General features: G+C 67.8%; 16 protein-coding genes. 4 read left to right on the top strand and 12 right to left on the bottom strand.

Annotated features, from left to right (window positions below; all coding sequences use genetic code 11):
• Window positions 1-27: 27 nt before the first annotated feature.
• From PHD22_RS02065 to PHD22_RS02085, 5 genes are read right to left on the bottom strand one after another with little or no spacing between them, the layout of a single operon-like run.
• Window positions 28-861: a hypothetical protein gene (locus tag PHD22_RS02065; RefSeq protein ID WP_299861603.1), complete on the bottom strand. Its 834-nt coding sequence runs from the start codon at window positions 859-861 to the stop codon at window positions 28-30.
• A gap of 32 nt (window positions 862-893) precedes the next feature.
• Window positions 894-1,595 (bottom strand): ABC transporter ATP-binding protein, encoded by a 702-nt coding sequence (locus PHD22_RS02070; protein WP_299861606.1) that lies wholly within the window; start codon window positions 1,593-1,595, stop codon window positions 894-896.
• Window positions 1,592-2,812, bottom strand: a complete 1,221-nt coding sequence (locus tag PHD22_RS02075) for an ABC transporter permease (RefSeq protein WP_299861609.1) — start codon at window positions 2,810-2,812, stop codon at window positions 1,592-1,594. Before PHD22_RS02075 ends, PHD22_RS02070 begins: the two co-directional genes overlap by 4 nt.
• Complete coding sequence (locus PHD22_RS02080; protein ID WP_299861611.1) at window positions 2,809-4,050, bottom strand: efflux RND transporter periplasmic adaptor subunit; 1,242 nt, start codon at window positions 4,048-4,050, stop codon at window positions 2,809-2,811. Before PHD22_RS02080 ends, PHD22_RS02075 begins: the two co-directional genes overlap by 4 nt.
• Window positions 4,047-4,541 carry a TlpA disulfide reductase family protein gene (locus tag PHD22_RS02085; RefSeq protein WP_299861614.1) on the bottom strand — a complete coding sequence of 165 codons (495 nt, stop codon included), beginning with the start codon at window positions 4,539-4,541 and terminating at the stop codon, window positions 4,047-4,049. The genes PHD22_RS02080 and PHD22_RS02085 overlap by 4 nt, the downstream gene beginning before the upstream one ends.
• Before the next feature lie 31 nt (window positions 4,542-4,572).
• On the opposite strand from PHD22_RS02085, the gene PHD22_RS02090 reads away from it, so the two are divergent.
• The 3 genes from PHD22_RS02090 (at window position 4,573) to PHD22_RS02100 (ending at window position 7,754) form a co-directional block, all read left to right on the top strand.
• A complete protein-coding gene (locus PHD22_RS02090; RefSeq protein WP_299861617.1) occupies window positions 4,573-5,256 on the top strand; it encodes a DUF4197 domain-containing protein in 684 nt (227 codons plus the stop codon).
• Between the two features lie 96 nt (window positions 5,257-5,352).
• Window positions 5,353-6,642, top strand: a complete 1,290-nt coding sequence (locus PHD22_RS02095; protein ID WP_299861619.1) for a Glu/Leu/Phe/Val dehydrogenase — start codon at window positions 5,353-5,355, stop codon at window positions 6,640-6,642.
• 92 nt (window positions 6,643-6,734) lie between these two features.
• A complete protein-coding gene (locus tag PHD22_RS02100) occupies window positions 6,735-7,754 on the top strand; it encodes a transporter (RefSeq protein WP_299861622.1) in 1,020 nt (339 codons plus the stop codon).
• On the opposite strand, the gene PHD22_RS02105 is transcribed toward PHD22_RS02100, so the two are convergent.
• Genes PHD22_RS02105 through PHD22_RS02125 form a run of 5 tightly spaced genes read right to left on the bottom strand, consistent with a single transcriptional unit; the run spans window position 7,751 to window position 12,663 of the window.
• Window positions 7,751-8,491, bottom strand: coding sequence for a polysaccharide deacetylase family protein (locus PHD22_RS02105; RefSeq protein ID WP_299861625.1), 741 nt, complete (start codon window positions 8,489-8,491; stop codon window positions 7,751-7,753). The two genes, PHD22_RS02100 and PHD22_RS02105, sit on opposite strands and share 4 nt — an antisense overlap.
• The gene (locus PHD22_RS02110) at window positions 8,488-9,555 is read right to left on the bottom strand and encodes a glycosyltransferase family 4 protein (RefSeq protein ID WP_299861628.1); all 1,068 of its coding nucleotides are present in this window, start codon (window positions 9,553-9,555) and stop codon (window positions 8,488-8,490) included. The genes PHD22_RS02105 and PHD22_RS02110 overlap by 4 nt, the downstream gene beginning before the upstream one ends.
• A complete protein-coding gene (locus PHD22_RS02115) occupies window positions 9,552-10,634 on the bottom strand; it encodes a glycosyltransferase (RefSeq protein ID WP_299861631.1) in 1,083 nt (360 codons plus the stop codon). Before PHD22_RS02115 ends, PHD22_RS02110 begins: the two co-directional genes overlap by 4 nt.
• Window positions 10,631-11,671 (bottom strand): glycosyltransferase family 9 protein, encoded by a 1,041-nt coding sequence (locus tag PHD22_RS02120; RefSeq protein ID WP_299861634.1) that lies wholly within the window; start codon window positions 11,669-11,671, stop codon window positions 10,631-10,633. The genes PHD22_RS02115 and PHD22_RS02120 overlap by 4 nt, the downstream gene beginning before the upstream one ends.
• Window positions 11,671-12,663: a glycosyltransferase family 9 protein gene (locus tag PHD22_RS02125; RefSeq protein WP_299861636.1), complete on the bottom strand. Its 993-nt coding sequence runs from the start codon at window positions 12,661-12,663 to the stop codon at window positions 11,671-11,673. Before PHD22_RS02125 ends, PHD22_RS02120 begins: the two co-directional genes overlap by 1 nt.
• A gap of 171 nt (window positions 12,664-12,834) precedes the next feature.
• On the opposite strand from PHD22_RS02125, the gene PHD22_RS02130 reads away from it, so the two are divergent.
• The gene (locus PHD22_RS02130) at window positions 12,835-13,641 is read left to right on the top strand and encodes a DUF5672 family protein (RefSeq protein WP_299861639.1); all 807 of its coding nucleotides are present in this window, start codon (window positions 12,835-12,837) and stop codon (window positions 13,639-13,641) included.
• Between the two features lie 7 nt (window positions 13,642-13,648).
• Here PHD22_RS02130 and PHD22_RS02135 read toward each other — a convergent pair whose 3' ends face one another.
• A complete protein-coding gene (locus PHD22_RS02135) occupies window positions 13,649-14,902 on the bottom strand; it encodes an O-antigen ligase family protein (protein WP_299861642.1) in 1,254 nt (417 codons plus the stop codon).
• Window positions 14,892-15,953, bottom strand: a complete 1,062-nt coding sequence (locus PHD22_RS02140; protein ID WP_299861645.1) for a polysialyltransferase family glycosyltransferase — start codon at window positions 15,951-15,953, stop codon at window positions 14,892-14,894. The genes PHD22_RS02135 and PHD22_RS02140 overlap by 11 nt, the downstream gene beginning before the upstream one ends.

Consider the following 15,953-nt stretch of genomic DNA (forward strand, 5'->3'; position numbering starts at 1 on the left):
CGCGGAAACGCCCGCATCCGGGGGCGCTCAGTTCTGCAGTTCCCGCTGCCAGCGGGCCCGCTCCCGGGCCAGCCGCTCTTGAAGGCGGCGCTCTTCTTCTGCCTCAGCACGACGGGCGGCCTCTTCCTGCTGCCGTTTTTCCCGTTCGGCCTTGAGGCGGGCCGTTTCCTCAGCCTGGGCCAGGTCGGCAGAAACCTTGTCGGCATAGCGGGTACGCTCCTCCAGGGCACGCTGGCGCTGGTACTCCTCCTCTTTGCGCAGGCGCTCCTGCTGCTGTGCCTCATAGCGGCGAGCCGACTCCAGGCGCTGCTGGGCGGCGCGATTCTCCAGCTCGCGGATCTCATCCTCCGTAAGGTCGCCATAGGTCTGGCGCCGCTCGGCCTCCATCACCCGCTGCTGCATCTCGGCGGGCACCTCTCCGCTGGCCAGCCGGCCGGCCTGGCGGAAGGCAAACACCGAGAAAAAAATCTGGATCAGCATGCCGACGATCATCAGGCCGCCGATGGCGAAGGTCATGATGCGCAGAGGCGTCCATTTGACTTCGGCAATCTCCACCTTGATCGGGTGAAGGGGACTGGACAGGCCCGGCGGAACCTCGTCGCCAGATACATCGGAGCGCACGAAACCGCTTTCCGGGCGGGACGGGGCCAGCCGGGCGTCATAGGCGGCACGCCGCCCCGGGTCGGACAGGATCCAGGCAGCCTCACGGAGTGCCTTGATCCGGTTCTCCGCATCGGCCGGCGGCAGGCCATGGGCTGCGGACTGGTAGTGCGCAACACGGGCATCCCGGGCTGCGAGGATCTCGGCGACACTCGCCTGGGGGGACAGCCCCAGCAGATCGTACAGGGTGGATCGGGCCATGACGGGAACGTCAGGAAACAAGGATGGGCGAATTATAGCGAGGGGACCGCCCGATCCTCGGCAATACGTCCATCCACCAGACGCACGATACGATCACAACGGGCCGCCAGGCGGGGATCGTGGGTGACGATCAGGCAGGCACAGCGGGAATCCCGGTTGAATGCCCGGAGCAAGGCAAAGATCTCATCGGCAGTATGGGTGTCCAGGTTGCCGGTGGGTTCGTCCGCCAGGATCAGCCGCGGCCGGAGGGCCAGGGCCCGCGCGATGGCGACCCGCTGTTGCTGACCGCCGGACAACTGGGCCGGCTTTTTGTACGCATGGGCCTTCAGACCTACCGCATCCAGCAGTGCCAGGGCGTCCGCCTCGGCCTCCTCGTCCGCCACACCCCGGGCGATGATGGTAGGCATCATCACGTTTTCCAGGGCGGTGAAGGCCGGCAGCAGATGATGAAACTGAAACACGAAGCCGATGCTGCGCCCCCGCAGGGCCGTCAGCTCCGCCTCGGAGATGCGTGCGGTATCCCGCCCGCCGACGGACAGCCGCCCGCCGGTCGGACGCTCGAGCAGACCGATGAGGTTCAGCAGTGTGCTTTTACCCGAGCCCGAGGGCCCGATCAGCGCGGCAAACTCTCCTTCTTCCAGACGCAGGTCGATACCATGGAGCACCTCGGTTTCTACCGGAGTGCCCTGATTGTAGGCCTTGCGCAGGCCCGCCAGTTCGATGACTGCCGTCATGAGCGGATCGCCTGTACCGGATCCATCTTCGCCGCCCGCCGGGCCGGAATCAGGGCAGAGAGCAGTCCTACCAGAGTCGCCACCAGAGCCGCCACCAGGATGAAACGGAACTCCAGCTCAGCGGCAAAGAGGGGTTGTCCGTCCGCATTGCGGTAGATGGCCGAAAACACGTTGAGCAGCGTGAAGGCCAGCATGCTGCCAAAAATCGACCCGACGGCCCCCACCACCGCCCCCTGGATCAGGAACACCTGGAGGATCATCCCCCGGCTGGCCCCCATGGCCCGCAGGATGCCGATCTCCTTCTGCTTCTGGACCACGCTCACCACCAGCACGCTGGCGATGCCCAGGGCCACGATGATGACCACGAAACTGCGGATCAGGTTGTTGGAGACCGACTGATTGCGCAGCGCGGCCAGCAGCTGGGCGTTGGTCTGCATCCAGCTGTCCACGGTCAGGCCGGTGGCGCCCCGCAGCCGGTCGGCCACCGTCTGGGCCTCGAAGATGTCCGCCACGGTGACGTCCAGGTTGGATACGCCGCCCGGCAGGTCGAGCAGGCTCTGGGCCAGGGGCAGGGTCACGAAGACCCAGCGGCGGTTCAGGTCCTTGTTGCCGATGTCGAAGATGCCCCCCACCTGGAGCAGCTCGTCGCGGCCATTGGGAAAGGCCACCCGCAGCTTGTCATCCAGGCGCAGGCCCAGGTCCTTGGCCAGCTCGGTGCCGATCACCGTATGCGTGCCTTCCACCGCAAAGCGGCCCGCGACCATGTATTCCTCCATGCGCACGATGCGCCGGTAGCGTTCCGCATCCACGCCCATCAGGGCCACCGACTTGTTGGCCTGGCCGCGCACGGCAAAGGCGGGACCGGTGACCACCGGCGACACCGCCGTGACGCCGGGCATGCCGCCGGCCAGCCGGGCAATGTTCTCCCACTGGTCGATGGAGCGCAGGCGCTGGGCCCGAGGCTCGATGATGCTGGCGAACCCCTGGTCATCGATGGCCCGGCGATTGGCTTCCTCCAGGGGACGCAGCACCACATGGGCCTGACTGCCCAGCACCCGGTCCACGATCTGGTTCTGGAGCTGGGAGATGAGCTGGGTGAGGAAGACGATCACCGCCACCCCGCCGGTGGTGCCGGCCAGGATCAGGAAGGTCTGCATCCGTCCTTCCCGGAGGAAGCGCAGGGCCACCAGGGGCGCAAAGGGGAGACGGAATTTCACCGGGCCATACCCGAAGGCACCTGCAGGCCGTTCACCCGGGGCTTCGCGGCGTCCCGGATCCGCACCCGATCGCCTTCCAGGGCACCGCTGGTGGGCAGGATGACCTGCTCCCCTTCCGCCAGCCCCCGGGCAATCTCCACCTGGCCGACCCCCCTGAGCCCCAGCTCGACCTCCACCCGCACGGCCTGTCCGTCCCGGGCCACCAGCACCCAGGGCTTGCCCCCATCCGGCTCCCGCACCGCCTCGCTGGGCAGCACCAGCGCCGATTCACGACGACCGGTGAGCGTTTCCACCGAAACGGTCATGTCCGGGCGCAGGAAGTCCGGCGGAGCGGCAATCCGGAAGCGGGTCTCGACCGTCCCCCGCTGGGGATCCACGGCGGGGGCCAGGTAATAGAGCTCCCCGTCGAAGGGCTGGCGGGGATAGGCGTCGGCCACGCCCCGAGCCGCCTGCCCTAACCGCAGCAGGCGCAGGTTCTTCTCGTCCACGGTGGCGTAGATGCGGGTTTCGCCGGCTTCAGCCAGTTCGAGCAACACCTTTCCAGCGGTCGCCACGTCACCGGGTTCCGCCTTGCGGGTCAGCACCAGCCCGTCGGCCGGCGCCGTGAGGATCAGTTGGGCCGCCCGGGCCTGGGCATTGAGGCGTTGTGCCCTGGCCTGCTCCACGCGGGCGCGGGCCGCCTCCCGCTCGGTGCCGCCGGCCTCCTGGGCCGCCAGCTGGGTACGGGCAGTGTCGAGGGCGGCCAGGGCGTTGTTGTGATTGCGCAGGGCATCATCCGCCCGGGCCTGAGCATAGAAGCCCTGGGCCACCAGCCGCCGGGCCCGCTCGGCCTCGGCCCCGGCCACCCGGGCATTGGCTTCAGCCTGGACCAACTGCTGGGCGGCCAGGGGCCGGCCCAACCGGTCGATCTGCAGGAGTCGTGCTTCCGCCTCGGCCAGGGCCGCGCTGGCCTGAGCCACCAAGGCCTCTGCGTCGTCGGCACGCAGGCGTACCAGCACCTGCCCCGCCCGGACCCGGTCGCCTTCCCGGACGTGCACCTCCAGCACCGTCGCGGCCAGGGGGCTGCCCAGCGCAATACGGGCAGGGGTGGCGATGCGCCCGGTGGCGACCACGGACTGGGTCAGCGGCGCCTTGACGACCCGGACCACCTCCACAGGACGACCCTTGGGCCAGAGCAGCGCCCCAGCCAGCACCGCAGCGGCCAGGGCCAGTACCAGAATGAGGGAACGGCGCGTCATGCCGGCTCGGCCAGAAGCTTCTCGAGGAGAGCGTGCAGCTTGGTGAAATCCGGCTCGCCCAGGTACTTCTGAACGATCCGCCCCTGCTTGTCGAGCAGGAAGGTAGTGGGGGTCAGACGCACGTCCTCGAAGCCCTTGGCCGCCTGTCCGGTGACATCCAGGGCAATGGTGAAGGGCAGCCCCTTCCGGGCGGCAAAGTTGCGGACATACTCGGGCGGATCGTAGTCCATGGCGATGGCGACGGTCTCGAAGCCCTTGGGCGCGAACTTGAGGTGGGTCTCTGCCAGCTTGGGCATCTCGGCCACACAGGTGGTGCAGGTGGTGGCCCAGAAATTGACCAGCACCACCTTGCCCCGCAGGGAGGAGAGCTGGACGGTCCGGCCATCGAGGGTGGTGTAGCCCACATCCGGCGCTGCCGGCTTGCTGCAGGCACTGAGGAAAGCCAGGAGGAGGACAGCGACGCCGAAACGCGTGATAGCCTTGAGTGACATTGTGTTGTTTAACCGGAAGAGGAGGTGTGCCGTGCGTGGAATTCTGAAAGCTTTGCTGCTGCTTGTCATCTGTGGCCAGGCATGGGCCCTCGGCCTGGCTGATCTGACCGACAAGGACGCCTCCGGCGGACTGCGGGAAGCCCTGTCCCAGGGCGCATCCAAAGCCGTGGGACAACTCGGCGCCGAGGGAGGTTTCCTGAACAATCCCAAAGTGAAGATCGGCTTGCCCGACAGCCTGGCCCCGGTGGAAACCATGCTGCGAACCATGGGGCGCGGCAAGGACCTGGATACCCTGGTGAGCACCATGAACCGGGCCGCCGAGCAGGCTGTTCCCAAAGCCCGGCCGTTGCTGGTGGCGGCCATCAAGAAAATGAGCGTAGAGGATGCCAAGAAGATCCTTGCTGGGGGTGACGACGCCGCCACCCTCTACTTCAAGGACAAGACCTCGGCGCAGTTGATGAGCGAATTTCTGCCCACGGTGAAGGAATCCACCGACAAGCTGGCCCTGTCCGCCCAGTACAACAAGCTCGCCAGCAAGGCCGGCCAATTCGGTCTGGCAGGGGGCGACGACCTGAAGATCGAGAATTATGTGACCCGCAAGGCCCTGGACGGTCTGTTCGTGATGATTGCCGAAGAGGAGCGGGCCATCCGCAAGGACCCGGTGGGTGCAGCCGGGAGCCTGGCCAAGAAGGTCTTTGGCGCCATCGGTCAATAAACGCCTCTCCCCTTCTGCGGCTCCCGGACGACGGGGCTGCAGGAACCCCCCATCCTCGCCCACGTCCAAAGGGCATAAGAACGAGGAGGCACGCCCATGACCACGACCGTCAGCCGTATCCCTTCCTACCTGTCCGCCGAACAGCTCGGCCCCTGGGAGACCTTCCTGGTCCAGGTGGAGCGGGTGGCGCCCCACCTGCCGGCGGACCTTCAGCCCCTGATCCCCATCCTGACCCGCCCCACCCGGGCCCTGATCGTCAACGTGCCAGTCCGCCTGGACAACGGGGAAATGGCCCACTTCGAGGGCTACCGGGTCCAGCACAACCTGGCCCGGGGCCCCGGCAAGGGGGGAATCCGCTACCACCCGGACGTGACCCTGCCGGAAGTGATGGCCCTGTCTGCCTGGATGACGGTCAAGAACGCGGTGGTGAATGTGCCTTTTGGTGGCGCCAAGGGTGGCGTTCGGGTGGACCCGCGCCAGCTCTCCACCGCCGAACTGGAACGCCTGACCCGTCGCTACACCAGCGAGATCCACATCCTGCTGGGCCAGGACAAGGATATCCCCGCACCAGACATCAACACCAACGAGCAGGTGATGGCCTGGCTGATGGACACCTACTCGATGAACGAGGGACGGACCTCCATGGGCGTGGTCACCGGCAAGCCGGTGAGCCTGGGCGGCAGCCTGGGTCGCCGGGATGCCACGGGCCGGGGTGTGTTCGTAAGCACCGCCGAGGCGGCTCGCCGCCTGGGCCTGGACATTGCCGGCGCCCGGGTCGCCATCCAGGGCTTCGGCAACGTGGGCGAGGCTGCAGCCCGCCTGTTTTCCGATGCCGGCGCCCGCATCGTCGCAGTCCAGGACAGCAGCGGCACCATCGCAAATCCGGCCGGCCTCGACGTGCGGGCCCTCAAGACCTGGAGCACCGCCCACCAGGGCGTGGCGGGAGCCCCCTTCGGAGAGCAGATCGATGGGGACAGCTTCTGGAGCACAGACGCGGAAATCCTCGTGGCGGCAGCCATGGAGAACCAGATCCACCCCGCCACCGCCCGACGCATCCGGGCCCGGATCCTGACCGAAGGCGCCAATGGCCCCACCAGCCCGGAGGCCGACCTGATCCTCCAGGACCGGGGCATCACGGTGATCCCCGACGTGCTGGCCAACGCGGGGGGCGTCACGGTGAGCTACTTCGAATGGGTGCAGGACATCAGCGCCTTCTTCTGGAGCGAAGACGAAATCAATGCCCGGCTGGAACGCATCATGAAGGAGGCCTTCTCCGCAGTCTGGGAGACAGCCACGGCCAAGGGGATCAGCCTCCGGACCGCCGCGTTCGTGCTCGGATGCGATCGGGTGCTGAGGGCCCACAAGGTACGGGGACTTTATCCCTGATGTAACACGGTGGTCATCTCGGGGCCGCATTCTGGTGGACACGCCTCCGTGGCCGGTCCCCACCGGCCTGAACAGACCCCAGCCTGGCCACCGTGCTGCCCACCTCCCCTGCCTATGGCTCCGACCGATCGGGGCTCATCTCCGGTTTCCTGTTCCGCCCGGGTACGGCGGGCATTCCCCTGGATACGGGAATGGCTGCGCACTGGCTGCGCGCTACCCGCCCCGAAGAGGACGGCGCCTTTGCCTGGTTCCACTTCAACCTGGCCAATGCGGCGACCGAACGCTGGCTGAAGGAGCATCTGGGGGAGATGGAGGCCTTCTTCGACGCCCTCCATGAAGGCTCCCGCTCCACCCGGATCGAGTACGCCCACGACGCCCTGATCGCAGTCGTGAACGATGTCCTGTACGAGTTCGACTTCGAGCCTTCCCAGATCGCCACCCTGTGGGTGGTGGCGGACGAGCGCACCCTGGTAACCGCCCGCCTGCAGCCCCTGCGCTCCATCGACCGGCTCCGGGCCGCCGTGCGCCGGGGCGAGACCTTCGACACGCCGGTGGCACTGCTGGCCCACCTGCTGCGGGATCAGGCCGATGTGCTGATCCAGATAGTGCGGCTGGCTACCGCCCGGGTGGACGACGTGGAAGACACCCTGCTGGCCGAGCGGATCCAACGCAGCCGTGCCAAGCTGGGAGCCCTGAGACGGGTACTGGTCAGGCTGCGAAGGCTTCTGGCGCCGGAACCCGGCGCCCTGTTCCGCCTGCTCAACCAGCCGCCCGCCTGGATCTCCACCGAGAATGTGGCCGAGCTCCGCCATGCCACCGAGGAATTCTCCGCCGTCCTGGCCGACATGACAGCCCTCCAGGAACGCATCAAGCTGCTACAGGAAGAGATCGCCGCACGGGTCACCGAGGAGACCAACCGCAGCGTGGTGGTCCTGACCCTGGTCACCGTGCTGGCACTGCCCATCAACATGATTGCCGGTCTGCTGGGCATGAACGTGGGCGGGATCCCTCTTGCCGAGGACGGCCACGGCTTCTGGATCATCGTGGCGATCATCGCCAGCTTCACGGGCCTCGCCGCCGGCTGGGTCTTCCGGCGCCGCCAGGAAGACTAGCGGCGGATCGGCGGGCGCTTGGGATGATTCTTGGCGATCAGCTTCCAGGCCACACCCAGCACATCATCTCCCCGGGACACGGCCTTCCTGGGCAGGCTCAGGAGATCGTCCTCCGGCGTGGCAGCGGCCCGCTCACAGGTGGTACCGGTCACATAGCCCGCCTCGGCCGCCGCGCGGACGGCCCGGAGGTCGTGGCTGCCGTAGGGATAGCAGAAATGATCGACCCGCTGGCCCAGGAGATCCTCCAGCACCCGCTTGCTGGTGACCATCTCGTCGGCGATGCAGGCATCGTCCTGCTGAGCCAGGCGCAGGTGGCGGTGGGAATGGGAGCCGACGGTGAAGCCCAGGTCCCGCACCTCCCGCAGCTGGGCAGCGTCCATCAGGGGCGCCGGTGCCGGACCAACTCCCGCATCCCAGCGGGAAGTGGCGCCCACAAGGCCGCTCACCGCATAGACGGTCGCCGGATAGCCATGCTCCAGTAACACCGGAGCGGCATTTTCGAGAAAATCCACATAGGCGTCGTCGAAGGTCAGCACCAGGGGCTTCGCCGGCAGGTCATGCTCTCCCCGCAGCCCCGCCACCGCCTGGTCGAGGCTGAGCACCGAATAGCCCAGCAGCCGGAACATCCGCATCTGGGCCCGGAAGCGGGGCAGATGGCAATACAGGGCGCCATGGGCCTTCACCCGTCCGGGGAAATTCCCCACCCGGTGGTACATCAGGATATGGACCCGGCTCATCGGACGCAGGCCTCCTGGTACACCGCCACTGTCTTGTCAAACATGACGTCCTCCGTAAACCCCGTCTCGAAGCGCTGACGGGCCCGGCGCCCCAGGGCAGCCCGGCGGGCAGGGTCAGTCAGCAAGGGGGCGATCACCTCGGCCAGGGCAACCGGGTCGTCCGGCGGGACGAGACAGCCACTGCGCCCCTCTTCCACCACCTCACCAATGCCGCCCACCGTGCTCGCCACGATGGGCAGGGAACAGGCGGAGGCCTCCAGCAAGGTCAGGGACAGGGCCTCCCGGCGGGAGGGGGCCAGCAACAGGTCGGCGGCGGCCATCAGGGCCGGGACATCTTCCCGCAGGCCCAGGAAGCGGACCCGCTCCGCCAGCCCGAGCTCCCGGGCCAGGGCCTGAACCCGCGGCCCCAGATCCCCATGATGATCCCCCGCCAGCAACAGGGTCCAGCGCTGGTCCCGCAATCGGGCAAGGGCCTGGAGGACCGTATCGTGTCCCTTGGCCGGAACGATGCGGGCGGCCATCAGCAGGCAGGGCTCCTCATCGCCCAGCCCCAGGCCGCGGCGGGTCAGGGCCCGGACATCGGCGGGCAGGCCCGCAGCAATGTCGGCGATGCCATGATGCACCATGCGGATGCGCTCCGGGGCATAGCCCTCCCGCTCCAGAAACCGGCCTACCGCCCCCGAGACGGCGATGATCCGGTCGGCCCGGCCAAAATGCTTCCCGGCATTGTCCGAGTGGGCCGTGGCCACGTTGGGCATACGTGCCAGGCGCGCCGCCCAGCCGGCATACCAGGCGCCCCGGGTCAGGTGACCGTGAATCAGGTCAGCCTGGATGCGATGGGCATGACGGGCAAGGCGCACCAGGGAAGGCAGATCGTAGAGCCCCATCAGGGGCAAATCGATGCCGGCGAAACCGTCGGCCTGCAACTGCTGGCCGAGCCAGCCGGCCAGCGGCCCGGCATAGTGGCAGTCATGGCCCCGCGCCCGCAGGCCACGCATCAGCTGCAGCGCATGACGCTCGGCGCCACCGCTCTTGAGGCTGCGCAGGACGGTGATGATCCTCACTGGCCCAGCACCTGACGATAGACGGCGAGGTTCCCCTCGACCATCCGGTCGATGGAGAACTCGGCGAGGATCCTGTCGCGGCCCGCATCGCCGTACTGGTGCCGCAGGAGCGGATCGGCAGCGAGGCGGTCGATGGCATCGCCGAGGGCGGCTACGTCCCCCGGCGGGCAGAGGAGGCCCGTCACCCCGTCAAGAACCGCTTCCGGGAGTCCGCCAGCCCGGCTGGTGATGACCGGAACCCCGGCAGCGGCGGCCTGGAGCAGGGACACGCCCAGCCCCTCCATCTCGGCCGGATGCACCAGCATGTCGATCCCGCCGATCCAGCGGGCCAGGTCGTGGCGGAAACCGGCAAAATGGACCACCCCCTCCAGATGCCGGGCCACCACATCGGCCCGCAGCTCGGCCAGCAGGGGCCCCTGGCCGAAGACCAGGACATGGAGCTCCGGGTAGTGTTCGACCAGGGCCGGCAGGGCTGCGAACAGGTAGCGATGACCCTTGCGGGGGATCATCTGGGCCACCACCCCGATCACCAGTGCATCCTGGGGGAGCCGGAACTCGGCCCGGAAGGCCTCGTGGTCCACAGGCGCCAGAAAGGGCGTCGGATCCACCGCACTGCGCACGCAGCTCACCTTCTCCGGAGCCAGGCCCTCCTCGAGCAAGACCTGGCGGATACCTTCGGAAATGGTGATCACATGGTCATAAAGACGGTATTTGAGGGCCACGGCCCAGCGGGACTCCGGGTTGTCCACCCGCCGGGACAGCACGCAGGGCACGCCGCAGAGGCGGGCCGCCAGGGCACCCCAGGTATCGGCACCCCGACGGCTGTGGAGATGGACCAGATCGGGCTTTTCCCGACGGATCAGACCGGCCAGCCGGAAGAGCATGCCCACGTCCCCGTCACCCCCCATCCTGATGGCCACGACCCGGGCGCCCGCCGGTGCCTGGCGGGCCATCTCGCTCCCCACGGGACAGGCCAGCACCGTCTCGACACCCCGGCCCGCAAGGCCCTCGGCGATGTACTGGACCTGGCGAGCCCCCCCGTAGAGGTGCTTGCCGGCTTCCACATGAAGGATCTTCATCGGACAGTCTCCGCAAGAAGGCGCCGGGCGTGGTCGACGACCATGGCCGGCGTGATGTCCCTAAGGCAGGTGAACCTGCCAGCACAGGTGGGACGCCGCCGGCAGGGGGAGCATTCCAGCCCCAGCCAGATCACGCAGCCATTCGACCGCCCGGTGTCCCGGTAGGGGCAGGTGGAACCGAAGAGGGCCACGGTGGGCGTGTTCACCGCCGTTCCCATGTGGGTCAGGCCCGTATCCACGCCCACCAGCAGGGCCGCCTGGGCAATCACGGCGGCCGCTTCGGGCAGGCGGGTCTGACCCGCCAGGTTGACGATACGCGGGTCGGCTGCGGCGATGCGTGCCGCTGCATCCCCGTCGGCCGGTCCGCCGAGGATCACCGGGGTCAACCCGGTGGCCTCGATCAGGCGCGGCGCCAGCGCCTGCCAGGCATCCTCGAACCAGTGCTTCTGGGGGCGGGTGGTGAAGGGTGCGAAAACCGCAAAACGCCGGGACTGCAGGCCATGTTCGGCCAGTTTGCGCTGAACGGCCACACGGGTAGCCGACCCCACGGTCAGGGTAGGCAGGAAAGGACCGGCGTCATAACCCATCTGCTCCGCGAGGTACTTGTACTCGGATCCGATCCGGACCGGGTCCCCGCCCCGGGGAATGACCCGGCTCATCAGCCACTGGCTGCCCTCCCGGGAGCCCAGGCCGATCCGCTCCCGGGCACCGGAAAGCCAGGTGAGAAAGCCGCTTTTCAACAGCCCTTGCAAGTCCAGAGCCACATCAAACGCCCGGGCATGGAGCGCCTGGCGCAATTCACGAACCTGGCGCAGCACGGCCAGCCGCTGGCCTGACCTCCAGAGCCGCACCCACTCGGCCTTGGACCAGGGAATCACTTCGTCGATATGGGGGTCCGCCTGCAGCAACTCATGAATGCCCGGCTCCACGAGCCAGGCGATATGGGCATCCGGATGGGCACGGCGGATCGCCCCCGGCAGGGCCGAGGCGAACACCACGTCACCAATGGCGGACGTACGGACGATGAGGATGCGCATCAGACCGCCCCCAGCTCGGCCAGGCGGGCCAGCACCGCATCCACCGTGATGGCCGCCATGCCCTCGCCCACCAGGCTGTGGAGCAGGGGATCATGGGCTAGAGGGGGGGTGACCCCGAACAGACCCAGGGCCGGCACGCCATTCGCCACCGCCATGTTGAGCACCCCGGTATCGTTGCCAGTGCAGAACTGGCAGTACCGCAACAAGGCTGCGGAGCGCTGCACCGAGGCCTGGGCCGACACCATGACCCGCGACCGCAGTGCGGCCGGAACGGCTGCCACGATGGCCTCCGCCGCCGCTTTTTCGGCCGGTCCCCCCAGCAGGATCACACTGCCTCCCCGGGCGACAAGGGCCGCCGCCAACCCGGCAAACCTGTCCGCCCCCCAGTTCTTGCGAGCCTCGGAGGTGCCGATGGAAAAGGCGACCCGGGGCACCGGCAAGTCCGCCAGATCCTGGCGGGCAAGGGTCAGCGCCTGCTCGAGCACGGCCATCCGGGGCACCACTGGCCCTTCCACCCAGCCCTGGGCCACAGCAAAGGCCGTTGCCTCCGGGTACACCCAATTACCCGGCCCCGCATGGGGCCGGATGTACGGCGGCGCATTGAGCAACAGGCGTTCAAAGCGGAAGAAGCCAAAACCCGCCCGCACCGGAATGCCTGCCAGAAGCGCCAGGAGCGCATAGCGCGCCCGGCCGGAAAAGATCACGATGCGCTCGAACCGCCTGGCCCGTAGCGCGCGCAGGAAGGCCAGCTGGCCCGCCAAACCATCATGGCGCCCCACGCGCCTCTCGCTCTTGCGGGGTTTGCGGTCGTACTCGATCACTTCGTCGATGCAGGTCTCGGCGGCAAGCAGCTCAGCCGCCCGGCAGGACGGCCGGGCAATCACGCTGATCCGCCCACCGGCGCTGGTGGCCGCGATGGCCCGCAGATAGGGCACATGCCAGACAAGGTCACCAATGCCGCTGCGGTGATGGACGACAACGGTACGGGGCAAGGGGGCGTGCAGGCTCAAGGGAAAGCGACCCGGAAGACTCCAGGCTGGATGATGGACGACAGGCCTCTATTTTGCCCCATTCCCCTCGCCCCGTCCGGACAGAAAGCGTCACACACACCCTGTCAGGGCATTTGCGCTACGCTAGTGATCCCGTTCCCTCTGGCCACCACCATGCTTGATCTCTCCAGCATCAGCCTGCTGTGTCTGGATACCCGTCACCCGGATCTGGCCCTCATGGCCATGCAGCGCTGCCTGGCAAGCGCCCGGTTTCACGAGGCGGTCCTGCTCACCCGGGAAGACTACGTCAGCCCGGACCCGCGCATCTGTGCCCAGGGCATTCCACCCCTGCGGCATGTGGCGGATTATTCCCACTTCATGGTCAAGGCGCTGGGCGCCCATTTTTCCGGAGAGCAGGTGCTGGTGGTGCAATGGGACAGCTTCATCATCGAGCCCGGGGCCTGGGATCCGGCCTTCCTTGCGTACGACTATATCGGCGCCCCCTGGCCCCACAAGGCCCAACCGGTGGGCAACGGAGGGTTTTCCCTGCGCTCCCGAAAACTGGTGGATGCCCTCCAGGATCCGGAAATCCGGGAATGCCAGCCGGAGGACTACGCCATCTGCGAGCTCTACCACGAGTTGCTGGCACGCCGCCACGGCATCCGCTTCGCGCCACGGGCGCTGGCGGACCGGTTCGCCTTTGAGCTTGAAGCCCCCGCCCAGCCGACCTTCGGCTTCCACGGCCTGTTCAACTTCCACCGGGCCCTGCCGGAAGCGGAGCTGATGGCCTGGCTGGAACAGGCTCCACCGGGACCGCTGCTGTCCATGCAGGGCCGTCGTCTGCTGAAAAACCTGATCGCCACCGGCCGTCACCGGGAAGCCCGCGTCCTGCTGGACATCCGCAACCAGGGGGGACTGGGGAGACGGCTGGACACCCTCAAACTGCGGGCCCGGCTGGCCCTGGGCCGCCTGAAGGGCTGAAGGATCGTCACCCCCGCAGCGGAGTCTGGGGATGGGCACCGGCCGCCAGAATGGCCAGCAGGACGCAGAACACCAAAGTACCGAGGGAAGACGCAAACATCGATCCCAGACTGGCAAAGAGGAACTCGGCCGCCACCAGCATCAGCCCCCAGGTGGCAAACAGCCTTCCCTCCGGACTGCCGCGGCGGCGCAGCGCGAGGAAGTGAGCGGACAGCCCCCACCAGAAGGCCACGAGGACCAGCGTCCCCACCAGGCCAGTCATGGTGAGGTGATCGATGAGCAGGTTGTGCAGGCCGCTGAAGGTCGCCAGCACCGGAGGCAGGGTCCCGGCGGCCACCGCTGCGGCCACCACCGTCCGGAAGTTGGCCAGGCCGATACCCATCAGCGGATGAGCGAGAAACTGCTCCCAACCCCACTGCCAGCTGAGGAGGCGCAGGCCGATGGACGTCTCCCGCGCCGCAGGAGAAGCCGGATCAGCCTGGTAGGCCTGGACCTCCGCCAGGGCCTGCATGAGGCGCTCCCGGACAAAGTCGCTGGCTGCCAGACCGGCCACCGCCATCAGCACCAGGCTAGCCGCCAGCCAGGCCTTGCGACGTCGGGCCAGCCCCTGCTGCTCCACCAGCAGGGCCATGACCGGCAGGGCTACCCAGGCGGAACGGGTTTCCGATAGGAGGGCTGCCACCAGGCCTCCTGCCGCCCCGGTCACACAGAAGAGGCTCAGCGCCCGGGCATGAACCGGGGGAGACCATGCCACCAGCCCCACCAGAATGACCATCGCCGCCACTGCACTGTAGTTGCCGAAGGGCCCCGGGCTGGAGAAGACCCCCAGAGGCCGGCCCGTCTGCAGCGCCAGCAGGGTGCTGCCACCCACGCCGGCGCTGGCCAGGGCTGCAATGGTGCCGGCAATCAGGCCCGCCAGGGCCAGCCCGATCAGGAGCACCTCCCGGGACAGGCCGCCCCGGCGCACCAGCCAGTAGACCGGAATGGCCGCCAGCAGATGGGCCGGCCGCTCCAGGAAGCGCTCGTTCCATCCCAGGGCCAGCATGTTGCCCACATACGCCACGGGCAGGATCGCCATGAGCAGCATGAATTGGCGGTCCATCCTGTCCAGGAAACGCCCCGGCAGCATCCCGGCGACAAGCCCGCCGAGGACCATCAGCAGCGCCAGGCTACGGGCCCAGACCGCCGACAGCATCAGGCCACCCAGGAACAGAAGGACCAGCCAGGGCAGGGCCCGGGTCAGCAGGGCCTCAAGCCGCATCGTGGAACTCGACCCCGGTGGCGCGGAAGGCCTCTTCCATCTGCCGCTTTTCCTCGGCCGACTTGAAGCGCACCCGATCCCACCCGAAAGCCACGACCCGGGTACTGGCCGGGCTGACCTGGCGGGCAAAGACCAGGGCGCTGGAACGAACGCCCACCACCGCCGCATAGGAGGTTCGGGCCAGATGCATCTCCAGAGCTTCGTCCAGGGTCAGGACCTCATGATCCGGATGCCTGAGCTCCTGCTCCGGATCCTTCGGATGCCCCTTGTAAAACACCTGCCGGATACCCTGAGCGGCCAGCCAGGCATGAATCCGGTTAGCGACCGCATCCCGGTCTGCAGGGGTCATCAGCCCGGCTCCCGCCAGGGGCTGACCCACCACCAGTGCCGTTTTTCCTGCAGAGGTCACGGCTTGCCCCGCCATGGGGGTCACCAGCGGTGGCAACACCACCGCTTTGTCGAGGGGATACTCATGGGGCAGGCCGGAAATCACGTAGATCCGGTCACAAAAGGGAGCATCGGACCCGATCCGGTCGCCGGAGAAGCACCAGTAATCCAGCTCCGGCGCCACCAGCCGGCGAAGCTTGCGCACATGCTGGGCCAGCCGCTTGGCAAGACTGAGGGGATACCGACGGATGCTGATGATGCCGTCGGGCAGGATGCGGGCGCGCATCCGGCGGGCACCGCAGGCCCGGGGCAGCGCCCGCAGGAAATAGTTGATGGCTTCGGTATCGAAAACGGCGCTATGGATGTGCAGGCTCTCGCACCGCCCCACCAAGCCGGCCACCAGGCGGATGTTGGCCCGCTGGCGGCGCAGCCGCCCGAAGGGGCCGGGCATGGGCTCCCAGCGCGGCCAGGGCATGTAACTGGAGGCATCCCAGTCGGCCTCCCGGACGATGGGTGTCACACCCGGCTTGTACCAGACGAGTACCTGACGGGCTCCAGCCTCAAAATTTTCGGCAATCCGCCGGGCCGCCAGATACTGAAGGGGCGAAGCGACGAAATACAGGGCCACCCGGCCGCCGGTGAGGGAGTAGTCTGCCTTGGACAT

It is taken from the genome of Zoogloea sp., assembly GCF_028693495.1.
Taxonomy (GTDB): Bacteria; Pseudomonadota; Gammaproteobacteria; order Burkholderiales; family Rhodocyclaceae; genus Zoogloea.